This is a genomic window from Sulfurimonas sp., from assembly GCF_029027405.1.
GTDB lineage: Bacteria > Campylobacterota > Campylobacteria > Campylobacterales > Sulfurimonadaceae > Sulfurimonas.
The window spans coordinates 2,677,276-2,699,596 of record NZ_CP093396.1; the positions used below are offsets into that span (position 1 = coordinate 2,677,276).

Below are 22,321 nucleotides of genomic sequence, written 5' to 3' on the forward strand. Positions count from 1 at the left end.
GAATCAACTTCATGTTAGAAGAAACAACTAAAAAGCATAGTATAAAAAAGTATTATGATAATGTAAATGTTGGTAAACGCACAAAACAAGTAGTATATTTGTCTGAACAGCAAGATAAAGATGCTATGTTTGAGTTGTATCTTAAAAGTAATGAGAAAAAGCAAAGTGTAGTTGTTGTAAAAAGTAAGCGTAGAGCAGATGAACTTTGTGTTTATCTAAACTCAAAAGATATAGATGCCACTGTAATACATGGCAATCATAGAAAAGAGCAACTTGAAAAAGGGGCGCAAGAATTTAATGCAGGTAGTATAAATATTTTTATAACTACTGACAAAATCTTACAGTCTTTAGAACTAAATCATATAGAAACTATTATAAATTACGATCTTCCATCTGAGCATGAAGATTATTTTAGCCGTCTTTTGTTGGTGGATGAGGTAGGAGAGTCTATCTCTTTTGTTTCTCCTGAAGAAGAGGGCTATCTCGCTACAATCGAGATAAGATTAAAAAATGAAATTTCACAAGAGATTCTTGAGGGTTTTGTACCAACAACTGAAGATAAAATAATTCACAAAATTAAAGAGAAAAAGAAGAAACCTCGTCACCGTAAAAATAAATGATAATTTTAGACTTTGAGACAAACTCGGCAAATATTCATGATGTAATAGAAGTAGCCGCTTTTCGTGTAGAACTTATAGAAAATGAGTATAAAATCTTAGACACTTTTCATCGCTATTATTTTTCAGAGTATGAAGTAAATCCTCATGCTCTTGCTGTACATAAACTCTCTCCAGATAGACTGGTGAGATTAAGAAAAGATGTAGATTATGAAGAGTATTTTGAAGACGATGCAGACTTTATAGACTTTTGTAAAAACACTAAAACTCTAGTTGCTCACAATATATCGTTTGAGGTAAGACATATCGGAGATTTACTCTCGTTTGAGCATCATTTTTGTACCATGAAAGAGAATAAAAAAATTGTTAAAGCTACTAATATTAAAGGCAATCTAAAAAATCCAAAACTCATTGAGACTTGTGCATATTATAACATTGAGTTTGATGATGAACAATACCATAGTGCTATATATGATGTGACTAAAACTTTGGAAATTTTAAATATGATGGATTTTAAACTTTAAATTTATTCTTGTAAATTCTTCATCATATGTTTTTTAGTCCGACTTGTAGCAACAGCTTCAAAAGGATTCTCTGGCCAATAGTGTCTTTTATATTTACCCCTTACCTCTTTTCTGACCTCGGCGTAAGAGTTCTCCCAGAAACTTTTTAAGTCATAAGTTATTTGCATCGGAGTCATCGCTGGGGTTAGTAGATGCACTTGTAATGATAGAGTATTGTTAAGTACTTTTGGAGTTTCATGCAGTCCAAAAACTTCTTGTATTTTTACACTCATAGATGGTTTTTCATAATCAGAATAATCTATGTGAATATTTGAGCCACTTGGAACTTTTACACTTGGCGGGGCTTTTGCATCTAGGAGTTGTTGTTTGTCCCATGGAAGAAGGGATAAGAGCATATTGTAGACATCTAATGCTTCTAACGCTTTTATAGTTGTTACCCCTGATAGATAAGGTTTTAACCACACATTAAGTGTGTTAAGTAGAGTGTCATCGCTAAAGTCTATAAACTCTTGATGATGATTTAAGAAGTTCACTCTATTTTTTAGTTTTGTAGCTTTTTTACTCCAAGTTAAAATTTCTAAACCTTCTTTTTTAACAAGCGCTAAAAGTAGTTTTTTAAAGTTATGCTTGGCAAAAGATGGACTTGGTTTGGAATGAAGTAGTAGTTGTAAAAAGTAAGTATTCTCTCTTATGTCAAACTTTTTAAGTTCTTTGTTGTAGCTTATGGACTCTTGCTTTAGAATTAAAGAAGAAAAATACTCTTGTATCTTAGCCATCTCTATACTAAGAGCTAGGTTTATCACTGAGTCTTTATCATGTGCATGAAGATTTGCTACCACTAAAAACTCTTGGTTAAACAAAGAGTCTTCAACATGAAGCAAAGCTCCCTTTGCATTACTTAGTATATATTTGTTATCATTCTTTACTCTTTGACGAGCTAGTCTATCAGGGTATGCAAAAAGAAGTAGTACGCTAAGTAACTCTAGATTAAATGAAGAGTTTTTCTTCGGAACTTTTTTAATGCTTTTCAATTTTTTATAAAAAAACTCAGCCCCAGATATAACCTCTTTAGCTTTAAACCTATTTATATAGATGCTATCAAAATCTTTCTCTATTAGATGCGTAAACCTTGATGATATATCGCTATCTTTAGATGAGTTTTTAAATATATCTTTTTCACTTAAGAGAGATGCTAAAAGACAAGCTTCGTATGCAAAGCCTAAGTTAGTAGCTTTTAAAATCATATATGCAAACCTTGGATGCAAGCCTAAACTAAGTGCGTCTACTCCAAAAGGTGTTATCTTAAAAGAGTCATCAAGCATCTCTAGCTCTTTTAAAACCTTTTTAGATTCTTCTATGATGTTTTGGTTTGGAATATCAAGAAATTTTAACTCATCAAACTCATCAACTCCCCATAAAGCTAAATCTAAAATGAGTGAAGATAAATCTGCTCGTAGTATTTCAGGCTTTGTAGATTGTTGTAGTATTTTTGACTCATGCCAAAGTCTGTAGCATGTTCCATTAGAGAGTCTTCCAGCTCGACCAGCTCTTTGAATAGCCGCATCTTTTGAGATAAAAGTTAAATCTAAATGATTCATAGCATTTGAGTAGTTATATCGTGATTGTTTTTCTAGTCCAGAATCTATGACTACTTTTACACCCTCTATGGTAAGAGATGTTTGAGCGATATTTGTACTTAAAATAATCTTTCTTTTTGAAGATTTGTTTATTGCTCTGTCTTGTTCTTTTTTTGGTAGTGAAGAGTAGAGCGGTAATACTAAAATATCCTTAGATGCGCAGGAGTTACAAAGAGAATTTTGTAAGTTTTTTATCTCTTTAACTCCTGCTAAAAAAACTAAAATATCTCCATCATTTTCTTTTAAAGCTTTAAGTGTTGTGTTTAGTAGTAAGCTGTTTAAGAACCTCGCATCTGGTTGCGAAGTTTTGATGTCAAGATATATATTTTGGACTTCGTACATCTTACCTTTTGAAGTAATAACGGGAATACTACCTAGTAAAGAGGAGATTTCTTTTGAGTTTAGAGTAGCAGACATTATGAGTATTTTTAAATCATCACGCAGAAGTTCTTGAACTTGTAAAGATAGTGCTAGAGATAAATCTGTGTGAATACTTCTCTCATGAAACTCATCGAAAATAATCATAGCAACATTGTCTAAAGTTTGATTAGCTTGAAGTTTACGAACTAAAATGGCTTCTGTAACAACTAAAATCTTTGTGTCTTTTGTATATACGCTATCCATTTTAACCTGATAACCAACACTTTGTCCAAGCTCTTCTCCAAGAAGTTTTGCCATCTGTGTAGCAACCATACGAGCAGCAACACGACGAGGCTCTAACATGATGATTGTTTTACCATCTAGCAAAGAGATAGGTACAACCGTACTTTTCCCCGCACCTGGAGGAGCTTCTAAAATAAGTGTGGAGTTAGTTTGCAGTGAGCTTTTTAAATCTTGTAAGACTTCATGTATAGGTAGGTTTATCATATCTGACATTATACTTTATATATGATACAATTCGCTTCATTAAGGACTATCATGAAAGAAAACCAAAAAATAAAAAAATATCAAAGTGGAAATATAGAAACCGAAACTTATCAAGATGGTGAAACATTTGTAACAAAACTTTTTTATAATGCTAAAGATGCCTATGTAAAAGAGTTAAGTTATTTAAATGATGGAGTTAAAAAAGTTAAATATTATACTGAGAAAGGTGTTTTATCAAAGCTAGATTACTTCGTAGATGACAAGCGACATGGGTTAGAAACAAAGTACTTTATCTCTAAAAATGATGGTACAGTTAAAAGTACTAAATCTTATGAAAATGGAAAATTACACGGTGAAAAGATAACTTATAATGAACATGGTGAAGTTATTAAGCGTGAAATATTTGATGATGGAAAACCTCTACCTCTTTAGATAAACCTAATGACACAAATTAAACCCTGAATTTGAAGATATTTTTAAATATTAATATTATCAATTACTTCCAAAACAATACTATTAAATAAATAATGTAGTGATAGGATTATTAAAAGAGACCAAAAAGGATACGATATGCACTCTCATTATATAAAATTATCAACCATATTGCTTGGAACAATTGTATTTTTAAATATTGGTTCTACGGCTCTTAATGCACAAGATATGAAAAATGCTATTGCAGCAAAAGTTCCAAAAGCTAAAGTAGAATCTGTGAAGAGTGGTTCTAAAAAATTCATGGATGCTCGAGAGAAGCCAAAAGCCACAATAAACGCAGATTGGACAAGAAAAAATTATAATCAGGACTATAAAAGAGGTAAAATTAGAACTCATTAAAACTATAAACATACCTCGTAGATGCTAACATTACATCTACACGAAGTGTGTCAATAGTGCTTTTCCTTTTATCTTAAAGAGTTTATAAACTCTGTTTTTGGAATACCAATATCTCTCAGTATCCCACCTAATAATCCAATCTTTCCCGTTATATTTGGCATGGAAGCCATTATTTACTCTTTGAACCTTTTGTATTTTTTTTGTCCATTTGAGTACCTCTGTTGCCTTGATTTTTATCATAAGTTTTATTTGTACCCTTTGTGCCTTTATTTGAATTCTTGATATCTCCATTGTGATTTGACATGATTTTTCCTTATTTTTTAACTATTTTTTTAATTCTTTGAAACTCTTTGTAATTACTTTTTGTAAAATACAAAGTCATGAAGTTCCAAACACCTTCTTCTACTAAAACATATAGTTTAATTAGATGCTCTAATCTAATACTGTTCTTTACAACTCTCTTATCTATAAGACAATCTTTAAATTCAATCTTAATTAATTGATTGAGATTTAGATAGTAAGAGCTTTCTAAAAACTGCATACTTTTTCCAGCATCTTCACTATAAGCTACATCCTTAGCATCTATCTTAATAAACATATTTTTTAGTTAGTTCTATTTCTAACATGTTTACTTCAACTATGGTTTCCATAAAACTAACCCCATCTCTCATCAACCCAATCTTCATCTCCTAAACCTCTGTCATCTACCCAATCTGGGTGATTACTGCAATAAATATTTTTATACATGGTATACTCCTTTTGACTTATTAAATTATTTTAATAAATCGATAAAAAGAGTATATAAACTATAATGGGGACAGTTAAAACAAATTCAGAAAAATATTTAGAACTCTGGGAAATATTTGAAAGAGAGATAGAAACTAGCAATAAACTAGAGTCAAACACACTTTCAGGTTTTGCAAAGTATTATGAAAAACATAGTGATTCTAGTGAAAATAATGATTGAACCCTCTGAACAATCAAGCAATTTAACTTAACCTCCCTCAAACCAATAATTAGCTAAAATAAATATACTAAGAAGCCAAGTTTGAGGGATAAATATGCAACTAAGTTTTTTTGACCATGCCATGAAATACCAAGGTGGTAAGAAGAGTATGAAGTTTTTAAATGAGATGAAAGAGATTATTCCATTTGAAGCTATTGAGAAGATACTTATAGAGAAAAATGTATACAAACCCAACAAAGGTAAGACAGGAAGACCATCTATTCCATCAAAGATATTAGTAGGCTCACTTTTTTTACAAAACTGGTATGGATTGTCAGACCCAATGACCGAAGAGCTTATACATGACCGTATAAGCTTCAGAAAGTTTCTTGATATAAGAGATGAAGATACTATTCCAGATGAAACAACTATTTGTAAATTTAGAAACAAGCTTATCAAAGAAGAGATACTTGGTGATATATTTGAAGAAGTAAAAAAGATGATGGAATCTAAAAGACTTATACTCAATGAGGGAACTCTTATAGACGCTACTCTCATCCACTCAAGCGAACCAAAGAGAAAAAAAGATGACAAGGGTAAAGTTATTTCAAATAAAGCCCATGATTCTGATGCAACCTATACTTCAAAAAGAGGTCGTAAACATCATGGATTAAAGATGCATATAGCAACTGATACAAACGGTATCATCAAAAAAGTAATAGCTACAACTGCATCAACACACGATAGTACACAGTTTGATAAGCTGACAGAAGATGAAAATAAAGCAATATTCGCAGATAGTGGCTATATGCAAAAGGCAAGAAAAGTGGCACTAAGAGCAAAAGGTATTTTTGCTGGTATAGTTGAAAGACGAGTAAGAGGTCAATCGAAACTAAGACCTAAACAATCAAGAAATAATACAAGATTCTCAAAGATAAGATGTCTCGTGGAATTACCATTCGCATTTATAAAACAACATATGAACTTCAGAAAAACCAGATATCGGGGAATAGAGAAAAATCAACAACACTTTTTTATGTTGGCTGCTTGTTATAATCTGAGACGGACACCTGCACTGGTAAGGGCTAGGAACTGATACAAAAGGAACAAAATAAGGTTCTAACATGCTAATAAATAGTAGAAATATAGAAAAACAAGACAGAAACTCACTTCAAAATTGAAAGAGAATTTTTAAAATGATAGAATATTAGTATAAAGAAGAATCATCTGGCTTGTTCAGAGGGTTCGATTATATTAAAATTTATGATAAATTGAAAAAAATGAAAAAAAGAAAAGACATTACAAAAACTAGAAGAGAATCTACATTACTTGAACTAGAAGAGTTTTATAAGTTCTTGAATGAAGATTATTTTGTTCAAGAACTATTAGATGACGAACGCCCAGAACATTGGTACGATTAGTCTGTGCACTCTTCATATTTTTCATCTAATAAACTGTAAAGTCTATTCTCACCGTAAAGTCTTGCTTTTTGTGCATCTATAACACCCAGCATTGATTCAACTGTACAAGCACAATTGTCTCTAACTCTTTTAAAATTTCCTTTATATGCTATACAAGTCTTCATCATTTTATATTCTATTTTGACAGAAGCTCTATTTATATTTAAATATGCATCTGCAGTTATTCCCATACCACTTCCTAGTAGTATAGCTGTAAAAGCAGTGATAAGTTGTTTCTTATATTTTTCACCAATTAAAGGCTTTTCACAATGTTTACATTTGATTTCTTTTGATAAATTGATCTTATTGTCTTCAAAACAATGTGGACATTCAATGTCCAATGTATATTTATTTTCTTCACTCATCTATATCCCTTTTAATTTTTTTAAAACTTCAACCATAGCCAAAGTATCAAGTTTACAATACGCCAAAAGTGATTTCCTAATCTTCTCTTTATCCTCTGCATCTAACTTTGATATATTGGCAAATTGGAATGTCCCCGATAAACCTTTGCTTACTCCTACTATACCGTACTTTTAAGCCTGAAATATTTTTAATTAATTCAAATTTATATTTATGTCAGAAAATAACTGTCATTAAAAAATTAAATCCCCTCACAAACCTCTCACAAACTATCTATATAATTCTTTTATCTAAACAAAGGATTTACAATGAAAACAATAGCAAAAATATTTATAATTGCAATTTTAGGAGCTAGCTTACTTCAAGCAGCGGCATTTGAAAAACAGGTAAAAACAAGAGCAACAAAAGTTGTAATAAGTTCACAGAAACCTTTAACTACTGGAAACAATACTATAAATATTAGTGTTGCAGGAGAAAAGTTTGCGGGTTCAAGTGTTAGTATTAAAGTCTTTATGCCAGCGATGCCAAGTATGCCATATATGGAAAGTATAGCAGATGCTAAAAATATGGGCAATGGTAAATATACAGCAGATGTAAACCTTGCTATGAGCGGAACTTGGCAAGTACATATTTTTATAACTCCAAAAACTGGCAAAAAAATAAGAGCAAAAACTTCTATAAACATCTAAGGATTTAAAAATGAGAGCCTACATCTTACTACTTTTTCCACTACTTTTAAGTGCAGCTTCTCTATCTTCACTTATCGCAAATGCTACGAATACTCACACTTCGCTAGAAGCTATGCAAAGCAGACTAAGTGCAGTTGATAATGAGCTAGAAATAACAAGAAATTTCGCAGATCCTGAACTCTCTCTTAGTATAAGCGATATTCAGTTTAACGACCCAACAAATCGTTCACTAGAACGAATGCAATACTCTGCTATAAACTTTAAACAAAAGATTCCATACTTTGGTAAAAGAGATGCATCTTCAAAAAAAGCACAAGCTAAAAAAGAGAGATTAACATTTAGCTTAGAAGAGGCAAAAGTCACTCTTATAAAATCTATAAAACTTGCAGCATATGATATTTGGCAAGTAAAAGAACAACTAAAAATTACAAATGACTACATTAAACTAACTCGTCAAAATATTGAGCTGTATACCTCTTATAGTACAAGTGATACGAAAGCTCATATGGGAATAATGTCAGCTGAACTTTCACTCTCCCAACTTAAAATAAAAAAAAGTAAACTTCAAAGTTTAGAAGTTGGTTTGTATAAAAACATCAGTTATCTAAGCGCTATGAATGTACAAAGCGTAGAGATGCCAATGAAAGTAAACGCTCCAAAAAAATTAACTCACTACTTAGATGCAAGTAATGAAAATAATGCTTACAAAGTTAAAGAAGCAAAGGTTAAAGAGGCAGATGCTGATATAAAAATCAAAGAGTTATCCGGTAATGTTGACCCTTTTGTTCAAGTGGGATACTATCATCGTGAAGCTTTTGAGGATTATATAAATATCAATGTTGGTTTTTCTTTGCCAATCTATGGAACTCAAAACTCAAAAGAAGAAGAATCTCGAAAAATATCTCTTGCATCTTCAAGTGAAGCTGTGGATTTTAAAAACTCTCTTAACTCACAAATAGGTAAATATTATGCCAAGCTTCAAGACTCATTTAGAGTTTACAACATCATAGAAAAAGAGAGTTTACCTCAAATCCAACACATGTTTGACTTAACAAACACTGCTATAAAAAGTGGTTCGGACCTTTTTATATATATAGACCTTTTAGCAAAAAAATTACAACTTGATGAACAAAGCATCCAAGCCGTTACAGCTTTTCATAAGGCTACAGCCTCACTAGATGCTCTTGTGGGAGAAATGAAATGAAATATTTACTAATTATCTGCATGTTTTTAATACAAGCAAATGCAAGAGAAAAAACGGTGGAACAGCTTTTTAATGTTCAAACAACAAAGGTAAAACTAATCTCAGATGCTAAAAGCATAAAAAGTTTTGGTTTTGTAAAAATTGATGAAACTAGAGTTTACGATGTCACTCCTAGATTTGGTGGTTTCGTGGAAAAACTATACGCAAACACTACATATAAAAAAGTGAAAAAAGGCGAAAAGCTAGCACTTGTTTACTCATCTGAAGTCCTAAAAGCTAAGGATGATTACTTAAATACTATAAACTACACAAAGACTAGACCAAACAAAACTATGCTAAAGAGTGCAAGGGTAAAACTGACTTTATTAAACATTTCAAATAACGAGATTAATCAAATTGCTACAAAAACTAAAAACTCATCTTTTACTACTATTGTCTCTCCTTCTAATGGCTATATATTTAAAAAATATATAAACAATAATTCTGCTTTTAATGCTAAAGAAATTCTCTTTAAAATTGTAAATCTTGATAAAATTTGGGTTGAATTAAAAATACATCAAAACCAATTAGCTTTAGTAAAAAACATAGATGATTTCACCTTATCAACTCCTGCTCTAAAACAAACATTTAAAGCCACAAAAGCAGGTGTTTATCCTGAGCTTGACCCAAAAGAAGAAAGTTTTACTCTCAGACTTTTACTTGATAATAAACAAAATTTGCTTAAACCAGGTATGTACATAACAGCGATTATGAGAGAAAGTTCAAAAAACTACTTAACTCTTCCATCAACTGCCGTTATAAGAAAAAATGGCAAGTTTTATGTCTTTATTGTTGGTGAATATGAAGGAGAATACGAGCCTTTAGAGATAAAGGTAGAAGTTCTAAATCCAAATACTTACATAGTTAAAAGTGAGTTAATTGCGGGTGATGAAGTTGTAAACAATGCTCTATTTATGATGGATAGTGATGCTCAAGTAAATGGATTATACTAAGTGATGTGTATAGTAATTCGTTAGAAAAAATGCATTATATTATTAGACTTCTTGCATAACCAAAAAAGGATTTGGCTTAAAATTTAAGATACCAAACACAGCAAACACTCTTGATGGTAGAACATTTTCACCACTAAAAATAATTATCTAAAAAAACAAAGAGTAATTAGCTCCTACCCAGTATTGAGGGTCTGCACTCTTTGAAGTGGAATTCAATGTTAAGGTAAATTTTCCAACATTAAAGGTACTCTCTATTCCTACAGTTGCTTTTATCCAATTTTGTTTGTATGTTTCTTTTGCTAAATGAAATGAGCTAAAGCCTATCACCGTTCCACTTATTCCATTTGATTCTTTTTCCATACGGTGTATACCTTCAAGGCTTGTTATTACTCTATTTTTTTCATTTAGTTTAAAGTTAGAATCAAATCCTACTCTTATATCATTTGTATTCTCTTTGTTTTTATTAAAACTGGCAGGAAATCCTCCATTTATTTCTGTATATGCATCTGTTGTTACACTTGCATAGTTATATTCAACATAAGGATAAATATAATCTTTTTCTGACTGCCCTTGTACTCTTAGTCTGAAGGCTTGCATATTTTGATCGGTTTTAGCTTCTGAGTAGTCTAGGCTACCTGCATTTTCATATCCTCTTTTTATGTCTAAATCATTTTTACCGTACATATAAGAGAGTGTAGTATATATTGGTAATTCTATTGGTAATCTTATATCTGCCTCAATTACAAAAAAATACCCATCTATTTTATTTTTCCCTTCATAAAGTAGTTTACTAGCTCCCGTTGTTTGCCCATAAGACATACTATATCTTACATAATCATTTTGTCTATATCCGAAGCCTACTTCTGCTAAGTAAAAGTTATCTTTAGTTTCATATCTATCATTATATGCAAAGTCACCTGCTGTCCACATGGTATATTTATCATCTGAGGCTCTATTTGAACCTGGATGTCCATGGGCTCCATGCATTGTAGTGTTAAGTATACTCATTCCTTGTACATTTACATTTGCTATACTACTAAGCGACATAGTTAATGTACTTAATCCAATAAGACCACCTCCATCAGGAAGACCACTTCCACCTCTTGCTATAAAGGCCTCTCGACCATTTGAAGAAGTACCATATCCTACAATTACTCTACCATCAGCACTTACTCCAGTTGCACTAGTCTTACTCCAACCGCTTAGGGTATATCCACTCTTTTGAAGCCATTTAGTTAAGCTTTGCATTCCTGTTTCTTGTGTCCAACGAAAAGCTTCATGACCACTGGTATATTTACTAACCCCGACAACAACACTTCCATCTGAATTAACTGCATTTGCCTTACTAAAAAAAACTCCCCCTGCTAAATATCCTAAACCTACCATTCCTCCCGCTTGTGTCCAACGAAAAGCTTCAGTAGCATCGTTGGTAGATTTACTATTTCCGACAACAACACTTCCATCTGAATTAACTGCTTTAACCTTACTATGACCTCCTCCTAAATCTCCTAAATCTACCATTCCCCCTGCTTGTGTCCAACGAAAAGCTTCAGTATTATTGCTGGCAGATTTACTATTTCCGACAACAACACTTCCATCTGAATTAACTCCACTTGCCTGACTAAAACTTCCTCCTAAATCTCCTAAACCTTTCATTTCTATCCCACTTAATATAAGTGGAGAAAATAAAAATACTATTAATATAAAAAATGATTTTTTGGACAAAACCAACCTCCTTTTAAATTTCATTTATTCTTTACCTTTGACAATAGTCTCTTTTTATCTTATTCTTAATTATAACATATTTTCACAGATAAACCTAAAATAACAATGGATATTTCACTGGTAAACACAGTGCTAAATGAAGCACTTGGACTCTATCTTAAACCTGAGATATTTAACACAAATCAAAACTTGCTTTACTAGTCTTGACAAATGGAACAATGATAATTTTTTCACAGTCTCAGAGAAGACAAATAAGTTACCAATCGACTTTTAAAGTGCTTTAAGCTATCATTTTAGAAATTTAAAGAAGTAGTTTTAACAGCCAGCAGGGTAAGCTATTTAAAAATAAAAAGGGGATAGACAATTGAATTTAAAATGGATATATCAAAATGACAATGTCAATTGGAGTGAATTATCAAACTTATATAAGATAGCACCACTTGGAAATAAAAAACCAAGTGATTTAAAAATTGCATTTTCAAACAGTATGTTTAAATGTTTTGTTTATGCAGACAAAACTCTTATTGGTGTAGGTAGAACTTTAGCGGATGGAGTTGATTGTTCATATATTTGCGATGTTTCTATACACCCTGATTATCAAGGCAAAGGTATTGGAAAAGATATTGTTAACAAACTTATTGAATTTTCCAAAGGACATAATAAAATAATCTTATATTCAAATCCAGGGAAAGAAGAATTTTATTCTAAACTAGGATTTGATAGAATGAATACAGCAATGGCTATATTTAAGAATAAAGAACAAGCAATAGCTGGGAAGTTCACAAGAAAAGCATAAGCTTGCTCAGATAGATGTAAAATACACAAACCTCTCACAAACTATCGATATTATTTTACTACTCAATAAAAGGTTATGTGATGATTGAAAATATAATAAGCTTTAGCATAAAAAACAAATTTCTTATCTTAATGGCAACGCTGTTTATTACTTTTGGCTCTTTTTGGGCGGTAAAAAACACTCCCTTAGATGCCATTCCAGATTTATCTCCTCCTCAAGTTATAGTTCAACTAAACTGGGCAGGACAATCTCCTGAGATTATAGAAGACCAAGGAACATATCCGCTTGTGTCTCAGTTTCTTGCAATTGCAAATATTGAAACTGTACGAGGTTTTTCTACTTATGAAAATGCTCTTATATACATTATATTTAAAGAAGGAACTGACCTTTACTGGGCAAGAACAAGAGTCCTAGAACAGTTAGCATCTATACAGTCACAGCTTCCTGCATCTATGGAAGTAAACTTAGGTCCAGATGCAAGTGGTGTTGGTTGGGTTTATGAGTATGCTCTTGTTTCAAAAACTAAAAATTTAAGTGAACTTAGAACTCTTCAAGACTACTACTACAAGTACGCTCTTTTAGGTGTAGATGGAGTTAGTGAAGTAGCATCTATCGGTGGTTTTGTTCCAACTTATGAGGTTAGTGTTAAAAATGATACTCTTGTTAGATACAACCTAAGCATTAAAGATATCGCAAAAACTCTAAAAAAAAACAACAACGATACAGGCGGACGAATCGTAATACAAAACGGTTATGAGTGGATGGTTCAAGCCAAAGGCTACTTAAAAGACTTAGATGACATTCGTTCTTTAGTTGTAACAACAAAAGCAGGAACTCCTGTAACGATTGGTGATATTGGTAGAGTTGAGTTAGTTCCAGCAGCGAGACGCGGTATGGCTGATTTAAACGGTCAAGGTGAAGTAGTCGGCGGTATAGTCATGGTTCGTTATGGCGAAGATGTTTACTCTACTATAAAACGCATAGAAAAAAAGATGTCAGAGCTAAAGATAAACGGAGTTGAAGTTGTTGAGACTTACAACCGTTCTGACTTAATAGAAAAAGCTGTAGACACATTAAAGTTCACGCTTATCGAAGAGAGTGTTATTGTTATCATTATCATTGCTTTGTTTTTAATGCATCTACGCTCTTCAATTATTGTTCTTATAGTTTTACCTCTTACTATCGGAGCAACTTTCTTACTTATGAAACTTTTTGGGATTGATTCAAATATTATGAGTCTTGGGGGAATTGCTATTGCCATTGGAGCAATGGTAGATGCCACTATTGTTATGATAGAAAATGCACATAAAACCATAGTAAAACTCGAAGAAAGAAAAGGCTCAGAGTTAACAAAAGAAGAGAGATTTGAAGCAATTGCGAGTTCATCAAAAGTTGTAGGTCGTCCTATCTTTTTTGCACTGAGTCTTGTTGTAGTTTCATTTTTGCCGATTTTTGCATTATCTGGTCAAGAGGGACTTTTATTTACTCCTCTTGCTTTTACAAAAACCTTTGCTATGACTGCAGGAGCAATTTTGTCTATAACTTTAGTTCCTGTTTTAATGCTTTTCTTTGTAAAAGGAAAGATTTTACATGAAAATAAAAATCCGCTAAATCGTTTTTTTATATGGCTTTATCATCCTATAATCGTTTATGGACTTAAAATAAAATATATAATCATCGTAGCCGTACTTGTTTCACTTGGTTATATGTACCCAGTTTACAAAGGTTTAAAGTGGGAGTTTATGCCTCCTTTAAATGAGCAAAGTGTAATGTATATGCCTGTTACTCCTTATGGGATTAGTGTTGATCAAAGTAAAATACTTACGCAAAAGACAGATGCCATCATCAAAGCATTTCCCGAAGTAGATATAGTTTTTGGTAAAGGTGGACGGGCTAACTCTGCTACTGACCCTGCTCCACTTGGGATGATAGAAACTATCATTACTTTTAAACCTCAAAGTGAGTGGCGTGAAGGTATGACTCATAAAAAACTTATGAATGAGTTAGAAGACGCGCTTCAAGTTCCAGGTCTTATAAACTCTTGGACTTACCCTATTCGTGGTCGTATTGACATGCTACTAAGTGGTATAAGAACTCCTCTTGGCATAAAGCTTTATGGTAAAGATGCAGATGGCTTACAAAAGTATGCTTTAGAAATAGAGACTCTTTTAAGAACCTATGACAAAACTCTTAGTGTTTTTGCAGACCAAGCAAGTGCTGGATATTATCTGGATATTGAGATAGATGAAGAAGAATTAGCAAGATACTCTATAACAAAAAACTACTTACTTGATTATGTTGCATCTGGTGTTGGTGGCATGAAAATATCTACTATGTATAAAGGCATCGAACGCTATCCAATCGCTCTTAGATTTGAAGAAGATGAGAGAAGAAGCATAGAGTCTATAAAAGATTTACAGATAAAAACTCCTTTAGGATTTACTCCTCTTGGCAACTTTGCAAAAGTATCTTACAGAGAAAGTGCATCTGTCATAAAAAGTGAGATGGCATCTCCTGTAACTTTTATATATATAACTCCAAATGTTGGCATAAGTGCAACCGAGTATAAAGAAGGAGCTGTAGAGCTTCTAAAATCCATAAAACTACCAGCTGGTTACTACATAGACTGGGCAGGACAAAGTGAATATTTAGACTCTGCAATGCAAAAGATAGTCTGGATAGTTCCAACTGTTTTAATAGTAATCTTGATACTTATCTACTTTGCATTAAAAGAGTTAGTACCAACTTTTATAGTCTTTTTTACTCTGCCATTTGCTCTTTTAGGTGGACTTTTATACATTGATATACTCAACTTCAACATGAGTATAGCCGTGGTAGTTGGTTTTCTAGCTCTTCTTGGAGTTGCGGCCGAAACCGCCATAGTTATGATAGTTTACTTACAAGAAGCGGTAGATGAAGCGAAAGAAAAGTACAAAGAAAAGTTTGGACTTACAGAGTTAAATGCAGCGATATACGAAGGTGCAGTTCAAAGAGTAAGACCAAAACTAATGACAGTTTTCGCCATCTTAGCAGGTCTACTACCTATCATGTACACTCACGGAGTAGGAAGCGAAGTAATGCAAAGAATCGCCGCACCAATGCTCGGTGGAGTTGTAAGTTCAGCAGTTTTAAGTCTAGTTATTATCCCTATACTTTTTGAGATTTATGCTAAGTGGGGGATGAAGGAGTAATTATTTATATAATTCAGGCAAAATTTAAGATAATATGTTTTATTTCTAAGTTATTACCTGATGGTGTGAGATGAGTAGAACTATAAATATCTTTGAAAGTAGAATGCCACAACACAGCTAAAAATTTGGGCTTTATCTTATTTATAGTATTAGTATCTTTATCTAATCTAATATTTAATTTATTTATAATTTTATTATTACTACCTTCTAACACGTAATGTAAGAGACAGTAAAGTTCGATAATGGCTAGTAAAGTATGATATTGACTACAATAAAGTTTGATAACGGAATGATTTAAAATGGCTAAACCTAAAAGAATCATTCCGGAGTTTATGTTAGATAATCCAGATGATACTTTTATGTTTTTAATGCCAATCAGTTTAAAGCCTGATTATGAAGATATTGGGAATAGTTATTTTGAGGTTGCGGTTAAAAATTTAACAACAAAAGAACACTTCACTACATTGATGTCCCCAGAGATATTTTTTACTCATTTTAAACTACATAAAGCTTACAAAAATGCTAAGTTAGATAAACAGGCTAACAAGTATATTAAAACAAATAAACGAACATATAACATAGATACAAGGCTCAGTGTAGCACAGTACAATACCAACTTAGGTGATTGTTTAGATAAAGACTTCATAGGGCAATTACTAGGATACAAGCACACTTATATGCACGAAGCTCAAAAAGTAAGTTGTTGTGTAATAAAGACTAAGACTACAGATATAATTATTCCACATTATGCTATAGCTATATATTATTACTATCGTTCAACTGTATTGAGAGAGGCTATACTAAAATCTAATTTAGAAGAATTGTATCTTGGAGTTATTTGCAACCCTCATGATGCTTCAATTGTGATTCCAAGATATGTACCGGAAGAAGATGCTGCTTTTATACATAGATTTTTGTGTCAAGAGGATGCAATAGACAGTTTTAATAAAATTGGCACATACATAAATGCATATATTCGAAATGAAAAAGATAAAAATATAAAACGGCGAAAAAATAATGAGCTAGTGGAACCAATAGACTCTGTTCCAATAAAAGCAAAATTTCCAGTAGAAGGTATGTTCTCGATTACTTCCACTGTTAGCGATTTTGACCATAAAGGCAGATATTATAAATATGTACATGAAATATTAGATGATGATTCAGATATAGGGTTTACTAAGTTCACTACCTTCATACAAAGCAATAAAATAATAGCAGAGATAGATGATAAAGACAAGTTACCAACTATACCAAGAGAAGTGCCATCTGAAACATCTGAGCGTTTAAAATCTAATCATGCTAATAAAAAATATAAGCATAACACTGTTACTACAAATCGTAAAAAGAAATGTAGTAGCTTATCTGGTATAGAAATGTCTAATGAAAAAATAACTGATGAAGAAACATTACAAAAATTGAAAATAATTGAAGAAACTACAACTAACGAAGCAGTTGATCAAAGTTTAACAGATGCCACAGGCAATGGAGAAAAAAAATTCGTAAAACTAGAGTTTCCAGTAAAGGAAGTGAAACTATAAAAGTTAGTACTACAGAGTACACACATAACTTTGATGAATTTAATCAGTATATAGAGTATATGCGCACACAAAAAGCCATAGAGGAACTCTTTGTATATGATGCTCAAAAGATGAAAGTAGTTAAGAATGGTGAAAATGGAAATCCTAACAAGAAGTGTATTATGTATGGCAGAGAAAGACAGTTTATAACTGCTACATTTAAATATAAAGAGCTTTATGTAGGATTGTTGGAACTTGAGAATACTGCAGCTACAAGCACATGGGTAATAGTAGCTAAAGATACAGTTGATAATAATATATTTAGCAAATTTCTGAGTCATTATATTGATGATGATATGGCTATAAATGATATTAAAAATATGTATGTAAATGATTTAAATATAAAGTTTAAAACTAAAAATCATGAGAGGGATTTAGAATTAGCTGATGAAGATAAGGTTAGGTGGTTAGCTGGGTTGTTGGGAAAAATTGTTATTTAATTTGATACTATTGTATTTAGATAGCTCTCATGATGTTGCAAGTACCGTAATGACTTTAGCCTTGGAGAAGCTTTATAATGATTATGGTTTAGAGCAAGGTGATGAAGTTGTAATCACTAAGAAAAAGAGTTTAGAAAAAGTTAGTAAAATGAAACTTTCCTTTATTCTAATATAAGTTATTTTTAGATATATTATGTTTAAATATAATGGAGTCTCTGTGAATAATATATTTATATCTATTAAAGGTAGTTCTCAAGGTCTTATTTCCCATGGAGCAACCACCCCTGAATCAATTGGCAATTGCCATGTGCATAATCATGAAAATGAAATACTTGTAAAATCATTTAGATTTGGAGCTTCAAATGTAGTACATGCCGGAAGTGGAAAAGTTTTAGGACAAGGTAGAAGTAAACCTCTTGTTATTACTAAAATGACTGATAAAAGTAGCCCTTTGCTTTTTAATGCTACTACAAAAAGTGAAACATTACCTGAAGTAGTATTGAAAGCTTACAGAACAGCTTACAATGGTAAACATGAACACTATCTTACTATTACACTTAGAGATGCTCTGATAGCGAATATTGATACAAATAGCACAATAGAGAATAATTTAATTGAGACCATCTATTTTGTTTATAAAGAAATAACATTTGAACATGTCGTTGCGAGTACTGTATCTATAAGCAAGGTGAATCATACCCATGTTGCAATCGATAAACCTCTTTTAGATAGAATCTTTAGTAATGCAGTTGATAATTTTATAGCTACAAATGCAGGTTTGTACGAGCTTGGTGGAGGTGTTGTGAATGTAGGCTTGGCTGGTTCTAGTGCACTTTCAAATTATATGTATAATAAAAACCAACGACATATTTTCTTTAAAGAGTCTAGAAGTTCACTACTTAAAATTGCTTCTTTATCTTTGTTCCAATTTTTAGGTCTAAGGCGAAAAGGTTTTAACTTCAGGTCACTTGGACCGATGCAAGGTACACTAACACGGGCAGTTTTTCCAATGTTACAAAATGCTTTCTATTTTGAAGCAGGTGTTGCTCTTGGTTCTATGGGTAATGCAGTAGTAGAAGAGGTTTATAAGGATTTATATAAAATGTATTTGAGAGAATATGGAGAAAGTGAATAATGATTGATAATATAATTAACTTTGGTATATATGTACTAGACCATGTCTTTTCACTTGCTGCGTTATATACCTTAATTGCTAGTATTTTTTTAGGTTGGTTATTTACTTTTATAGACAATGTATATCAACAGTTTAAAAAATAAGGCTTTAGACGTATAGGAGAGAAGTTTCCCAATGCAATATTTAAGAAGTAATTATAAGAGATAATGATTACTTAGACACCAGTACTTTACTTTAAATCAACTTTTCAAAAATTCTTATATCATTATGTAGATGAAAACTTATCAATAGATGGTATTAGAAAAAAGTATGATGGTAGTAATGGTGTAAAGTTTAAAATCATGAGAAAAATGTAAAATTAACTAATGAAGATATGATTAGATGGTTGGCTGGATTACTAGGTAAAATCAAGCTTTAAATTTTTTTTATTATAAATAAATAATTGAGATAAATATTAGACCAAGTATTAATCTTTGTATCCCACTCTAATAAACTAGTTTAGCAACTCTTTAACAATAATACATTAGGACTTTTGATACAGGTAGCATTAAGTTTCAACCTGTTATAATTCATTTGTTTTAATATTTCAATTAAGGTTAAATTAAAATTATTACAGTAGGTGGTTTATTATATTGAATACAATAAAAAAATTTACTTTTGTTGACCTTTTTGCAGGGGCAGGAGGTTTTGCAGAAGGATTTTATCAAGAAGATTTTCATGCTCTTTCTCATATAGAATTTGATAAATATGCCTGTGACACTTTACGTTCTAGAATGAAATTCTATAATTATAAAAATAAAGAAATAGACAATATCCAACCTACTGATATGACAGATAAAAATATTATAAATATTTTAGATAATCATATAGAAGGGAATCATGTTGATGTAATTATAGGTGGACCACCTTGTCAATCATTCTCTTCGCATGGTAAGGCAAAAGATAAGTATAGTATGCAAAATGATCCTAGAAATTATCTTTATGAAAGCTATATGAAGATTTTAAATCATTATAAACCTAAATTATTTGTATTTGAAAATGTAGAAGGTATTTTATCAACAAAAATAAAAGGAAATATTTTAATAGATAAAATTTTCACAGATATGAAACAAAATTATAATATAGTTGAAAATAAAAATAAATTAGTATTAAATGCTATTAATTTTGGTATACCTCAAGATAGAAAACGTGTAATTATTATAGGTGTTAGAAAGGATATTAATATTAATGTAGAAGATATTTATCAAGATTTAAATCAATTAAAAACTACTTTAAAAAAAACAACAGTAAATGATGCAATTTCTGACTTACCAAAACTTTTACCAGGGGATGGTAAAGAAACTATAAAATTTAGTTCCAAAAGTAATAATTATTATATTAATCAATTAAGAAATAAAGATGATAAAGATGATAAATTATTACATAATCATGTAGCTAGAACACATAATGAATTAGATCAGGCAAGGTATAAATATATGAGTGAAAATAAATGTACACTTAAAGACCTATATATTCAAAAACCGGAATTAACTCATATACCTAAAAGAAAATTTCATAATAGTTACGTTGTGCAAAATTTTGAGCAACCATCAAAAACAATTATTGCACATTTACATAAAGATGGAAATCAATTTATACATCCAGATTATAAACAACAAAGAACTTTTACCGCAAGAGAAGCTGCAAGAATTCAATCATTCCCCGACAACTTTGTATTTCCGTGTTCTAGAACACAACAATTTAAGCAAATAGGAAATGCAGTACCTCCTTTAATGGCAAAATATATTGCTAAAGTATTAAAAAAATATTTAAACCAATTAAGATAAAATGTTATTTTTAGATATAAAAAATATTTCTATTAAGAGATCTGAAAATAAGTTCTTTTTAGAAAAAATAAATATTATAAATGAATTAATTAAAAAATATTGCACTAATGCAAATATCGATTTTAACAATATTATTCCTATTGAGGAATATTACTTTAAAGAATTAAATAGTATAGGCATATTATCAAACAGACAAGACTTAGTTTTACTTCAAAAGATTATCCCCTTAGAATATAATGATTTACTAAAAACTTTATCTTTTTATCATAAAAATAAAAAAGAAACATTATTTATTTTAAACAATTTTTATAATCGATATAGGAAACAACAACAAAAAAAACAGCAAAAGGTAATGAAGCCAAAAGTTATAGATTTGTTTTGTGGGGCTGGAGGATTTAGTTTAGGATTTGTTCAAGAAAATTATCAAATAGAACTGGCCAATGATATAGATTATACTGCACTAGAAACATATAAATTAAATCATCCAGGAATACATTCATCTAAGGTAGTTCAAGGGGATATAAGTTATATTATAAAAAACATTGATAAAGATATTGATAAAGATATTGATATCATTATAGGTGGTCCACCATGTCAATCTTTCAGTAGTGCTAATCAACAAAGAGCTATTGATGATCCTAGAAATATTCTATATAAATACTATATAAAAGCTGTTGAGAAAATTAAACCTAAATTCATTTTAATGGAAAATGTTCGAGGAATGAAAAAAATTGGAGGTCAAGTAGTAGAAGATTTTAATCATATTGGATATGATGTAAAGTATAAATTATTTGATTCGAGTGATTTTTCTGTTGCTCAAAAACGAATAAGATTATTATATATTGGGATAAATAAAGAATATGCTCTATTAAATAATTTAACACCTGATTTGATCATAAGTGAAATAGAGAAAGAATTAATAAATAAACCAAGGTATATATTAAAAGATACTCTTGAATACATTAAACCATTGCAGTGTGCCAATATTAAAAATATTACGGAAATAGATTGCGAATATTCTGGTGAAAAAATTGCTTATAACCTTTACCAGAAAGAATCTAATGAGTATATAAATCTTATTAATCATAATATTATTCATAAGTTTGTTTTTAATCATAAGGCAAGATTTAATAATCACAATGATCAAGAAATTTATAAAAGATTAGAAGAGGGTAAAAATTCTACATGTAAAACAATAAGTGATATTATGCCATATGCTAATAGAAACCATATTTTTAAAGATAAATATTTTAAACTTATAGAAAAGAATCCATCAAAGACCATAACTGCACATATGAAAATGGATTGTCATTCACATATACATCCAAAACAAATTAGGGGGTTAACTCCAAGAGAGGCTGCTAGAATACAATCATTTCCTGATAACTATATATTCTTAGGATCATATTTAAATACTTACAGACAAATAGGAAATGCCGTTCCACCTTTAATGTCTCAAGTATTTGCAAAAATATTTAAAAAATTCATTATTTAGCTATAT

Annotated in this window: 24 protein-coding genes; 19 read left to right on the forward strand and 5 right to left on the reverse strand. The window is 31.0% G+C overall.

What is annotated here, in order from left to right; translation table 11 throughout:
- Positions 1-11 precede the first annotated feature (11 nt).
- Both MOV42_RS13160 and MOV42_RS13165 read left to right on the forward strand, forming a co-directional pair.
- Complete coding sequence (locus MOV42_RS13160; RefSeq protein ID WP_324171624.1) at positions 12-620, forward strand: DEAD/DEAH box helicase; 609 nt, start codon at positions 12-14, stop codon at positions 618-620.
- On the forward strand, positions 617-1,141 hold the full coding sequence (locus tag MOV42_RS13165; protein WP_324171625.1) for a 3'-5' exonuclease: 525 nt from the start codon (positions 617-619) through the stop codon (positions 1,139-1,141). Before MOV42_RS13160 ends, MOV42_RS13165 begins: the two co-directional genes overlap by 4 nt.
- Positions 1,142-1,143: 2 nt before the next feature.
- Here MOV42_RS13165 and hrpB read toward each other — a convergent pair whose 3' ends face one another.
- On the reverse strand, positions 1,144-3,654 hold the full coding sequence (gene hrpB, locus MOV42_RS13170) for an ATP-dependent helicase HrpB (protein WP_324171626.1): 2,511 nt from the start codon (positions 3,652-3,654) through the stop codon (positions 1,144-1,146).
- Positions 3,655-3,696: 42 nt separating this feature from the next.
- Between hrpB and MOV42_RS13175 the strand changes: the two genes are divergently transcribed.
- Both MOV42_RS13175 and MOV42_RS13180 read left to right on the forward strand, forming a co-directional pair.
- Complete coding sequence (locus tag MOV42_RS13175; RefSeq protein WP_324171627.1) at positions 3,697-4,077, forward strand: hypothetical protein; 381 nt, start codon at positions 3,697-3,699, stop codon at positions 4,075-4,077.
- A 138-nt stretch (positions 4,078-4,215) separates the two neighbouring features.
- A complete protein-coding gene (locus tag MOV42_RS13180) occupies positions 4,216-4,476 on the forward strand; it encodes a hypothetical protein (protein WP_324171628.1) in 261 nt (86 codons plus the stop codon).
- 169 nt (positions 4,477-4,645) lie between these two features.
- On the opposite strand, the gene MOV42_RS13185 is transcribed toward MOV42_RS13180, so the two are convergent.
- Entirely contained in the window at positions 4,646-4,780 is a 135-nt protein-coding gene (locus MOV42_RS13185; RefSeq protein ID WP_324171629.1) for an alpha-amylase, read from the reverse strand.
- Positions 4,781-4,789: 9 nt separating this feature from the next.
- Complete coding sequence (locus MOV42_RS13190; RefSeq protein ID WP_324171630.1) at positions 4,790-5,074, reverse strand: hypothetical protein; 285 nt, start codon at positions 5,072-5,074, stop codon at positions 4,790-4,792.
- A gap of 213 nt (positions 5,075-5,287) precedes the next feature.
- On the opposite strand from MOV42_RS13190, the gene MOV42_RS13195 reads away from it, so the two are divergent.
- From MOV42_RS13195 to MOV42_RS13205, 3 genes are all read left to right on the forward strand, one after another.
- Positions 5,288-5,443 (forward strand): hypothetical protein, encoded by a 156-nt coding sequence (locus MOV42_RS13195; RefSeq protein ID WP_324171631.1) that lies wholly within the window; start codon positions 5,288-5,290, stop codon positions 5,441-5,443.
- A gap of 94 nt (positions 5,444-5,537) precedes the next feature.
- The gene (locus MOV42_RS13200) at positions 5,538-6,518 is read left to right on the forward strand and encodes an IS5 family transposase (RefSeq protein WP_324170753.1); all 981 of its coding nucleotides are present in this window, start codon (positions 5,538-5,540) and stop codon (positions 6,516-6,518) included.
- A gap of 184 nt (positions 6,519-6,702) precedes the next feature.
- Positions 6,703-6,843 carry a hypothetical protein gene (locus MOV42_RS13205; RefSeq protein ID WP_324171632.1) on the forward strand — a complete coding sequence of 47 codons (141 nt, stop codon included), beginning with the start codon at positions 6,703-6,705 and terminating at the stop codon, positions 6,841-6,843.
- Here MOV42_RS13205 and MOV42_RS13210 read toward each other — a convergent pair.
- Positions 6,840-7,247: a hypothetical protein gene (locus MOV42_RS13210; protein ID WP_324171633.1), complete on the reverse strand. Its 408-nt coding sequence runs from the start codon at positions 7,245-7,247 to the stop codon at positions 6,840-6,842. The two genes, MOV42_RS13205 and MOV42_RS13210, sit on opposite strands and share 4 nt — an antisense overlap.
- 306 nt (positions 7,248-7,553) lie before the next feature.
- Here MOV42_RS13210 and MOV42_RS13215 point away from each other — a divergent pair, with 306 nt between their 5' ends.
- The 3 genes from MOV42_RS13215 to MOV42_RS13225 are packed head-to-tail and all read left to right on the forward strand — an operon-like array spanning position 7,554 to position 10,130.
- A complete protein-coding gene (locus MOV42_RS13215) occupies positions 7,554-7,934 on the forward strand; it encodes a FixH family protein (protein ID WP_324171634.1) in 381 nt (126 codons plus the stop codon).
- A gap of 10 nt (positions 7,935-7,944) precedes the next feature.
- Complete coding sequence (locus MOV42_RS13220) at positions 7,945-9,138, forward strand: TolC family protein (RefSeq protein ID WP_324171635.1); 1,194 nt, start codon at positions 7,945-7,947, stop codon at positions 9,136-9,138.
- The gene (locus MOV42_RS13225) at positions 9,135-10,130 is read left to right on the forward strand and encodes an efflux RND transporter periplasmic adaptor subunit (RefSeq protein ID WP_324171636.1); all 996 of its coding nucleotides are present in this window, start codon (positions 9,135-9,137) and stop codon (positions 10,128-10,130) included. Before MOV42_RS13220 ends, MOV42_RS13225 begins: the two co-directional genes overlap by 4 nt.
- A gap of 147 nt (positions 10,131-10,277) precedes the next feature.
- On the opposite strand, the gene MOV42_RS13230 is transcribed toward MOV42_RS13225, so the two are convergent.
- On the reverse strand, positions 10,278-11,855 hold the full coding sequence (locus MOV42_RS13230; RefSeq protein ID WP_324171637.1) for an autotransporter domain-containing protein: 1,578 nt from the start codon (positions 11,853-11,855) through the stop codon (positions 10,278-10,280).
- A 364-nt stretch (positions 11,856-12,219) separates the two neighbouring features.
- Here MOV42_RS13230 and MOV42_RS13235 point away from each other — a divergent pair, with 364 nt between their 5' ends.
- The 9 genes from MOV42_RS13235 (at position 12,220) to MOV42_RS13275 (ending at position 22,315) form a co-directional block, all read left to right on the forward strand.
- A complete protein-coding gene (locus MOV42_RS13235; RefSeq protein WP_324171638.1) occupies positions 12,220-12,651 on the forward strand; it encodes a GNAT family N-acetyltransferase in 432 nt (143 codons plus the stop codon).
- Between the two features lie 80 nt (positions 12,652-12,731).
- Entirely contained in the window at positions 12,732-15,842 is a 3,111-nt protein-coding gene (locus MOV42_RS13240; RefSeq protein WP_324171639.1) for a CusA/CzcA family heavy metal efflux RND transporter, read from the forward strand.
- 299 nt (positions 15,843-16,141) lie between these two features.
- Positions 16,142-17,380, forward strand: a complete 1,239-nt coding sequence (locus tag MOV42_RS13245) for a hypothetical protein (RefSeq protein WP_324171640.1) — start codon at positions 16,142-16,144, stop codon at positions 17,378-17,380.
- A gap of 59 nt (positions 17,381-17,439) precedes the next feature.
- Complete coding sequence (locus MOV42_RS13250) at positions 17,440-17,859, forward strand: hypothetical protein (protein ID WP_324171641.1); 420 nt, start codon at positions 17,440-17,442, stop codon at positions 17,857-17,859.
- 1 nt (position 17,860) lies between these two features.
- A complete protein-coding gene (locus MOV42_RS13255) occupies positions 17,861-18,034 on the forward strand; it encodes a hypothetical protein (RefSeq protein WP_324171642.1) in 174 nt (57 codons plus the stop codon).
- A gap of 42 nt (positions 18,035-18,076) precedes the next feature.
- Positions 18,077-18,994 carry a type VI secretion system tube protein TssD gene (gene tssD, locus MOV42_RS13260; protein ID WP_324171643.1) on the forward strand — a complete coding sequence of 306 codons (918 nt, stop codon included), beginning with the start codon at positions 18,077-18,079 and terminating at the stop codon, positions 18,992-18,994.
- Positions 18,994-19,137 (forward strand): hypothetical protein, encoded by a 144-nt coding sequence (locus tag MOV42_RS13265; protein WP_324171644.1) that lies wholly within the window; start codon positions 18,994-18,996, stop codon positions 19,135-19,137. The genes tssD and MOV42_RS13265 overlap by 1 nt, the downstream gene beginning before the upstream one ends.
- Positions 19,138-19,626: 489 nt before the next feature.
- A complete protein-coding gene (locus tag MOV42_RS13270) occupies positions 19,627-20,820 on the forward strand; it encodes a DNA cytosine methyltransferase (protein ID WP_324171645.1) in 1,194 nt (397 codons plus the stop codon).
- Between the two features lies 1 nt (position 20,821).
- Entirely contained in the window at positions 20,822-22,315 is a 1,494-nt protein-coding gene (locus MOV42_RS13275) for a DNA cytosine methyltransferase (protein WP_324171646.1), read from the forward strand.
- Positions 22,316-22,321 lie beyond the last annotated feature (6 nt).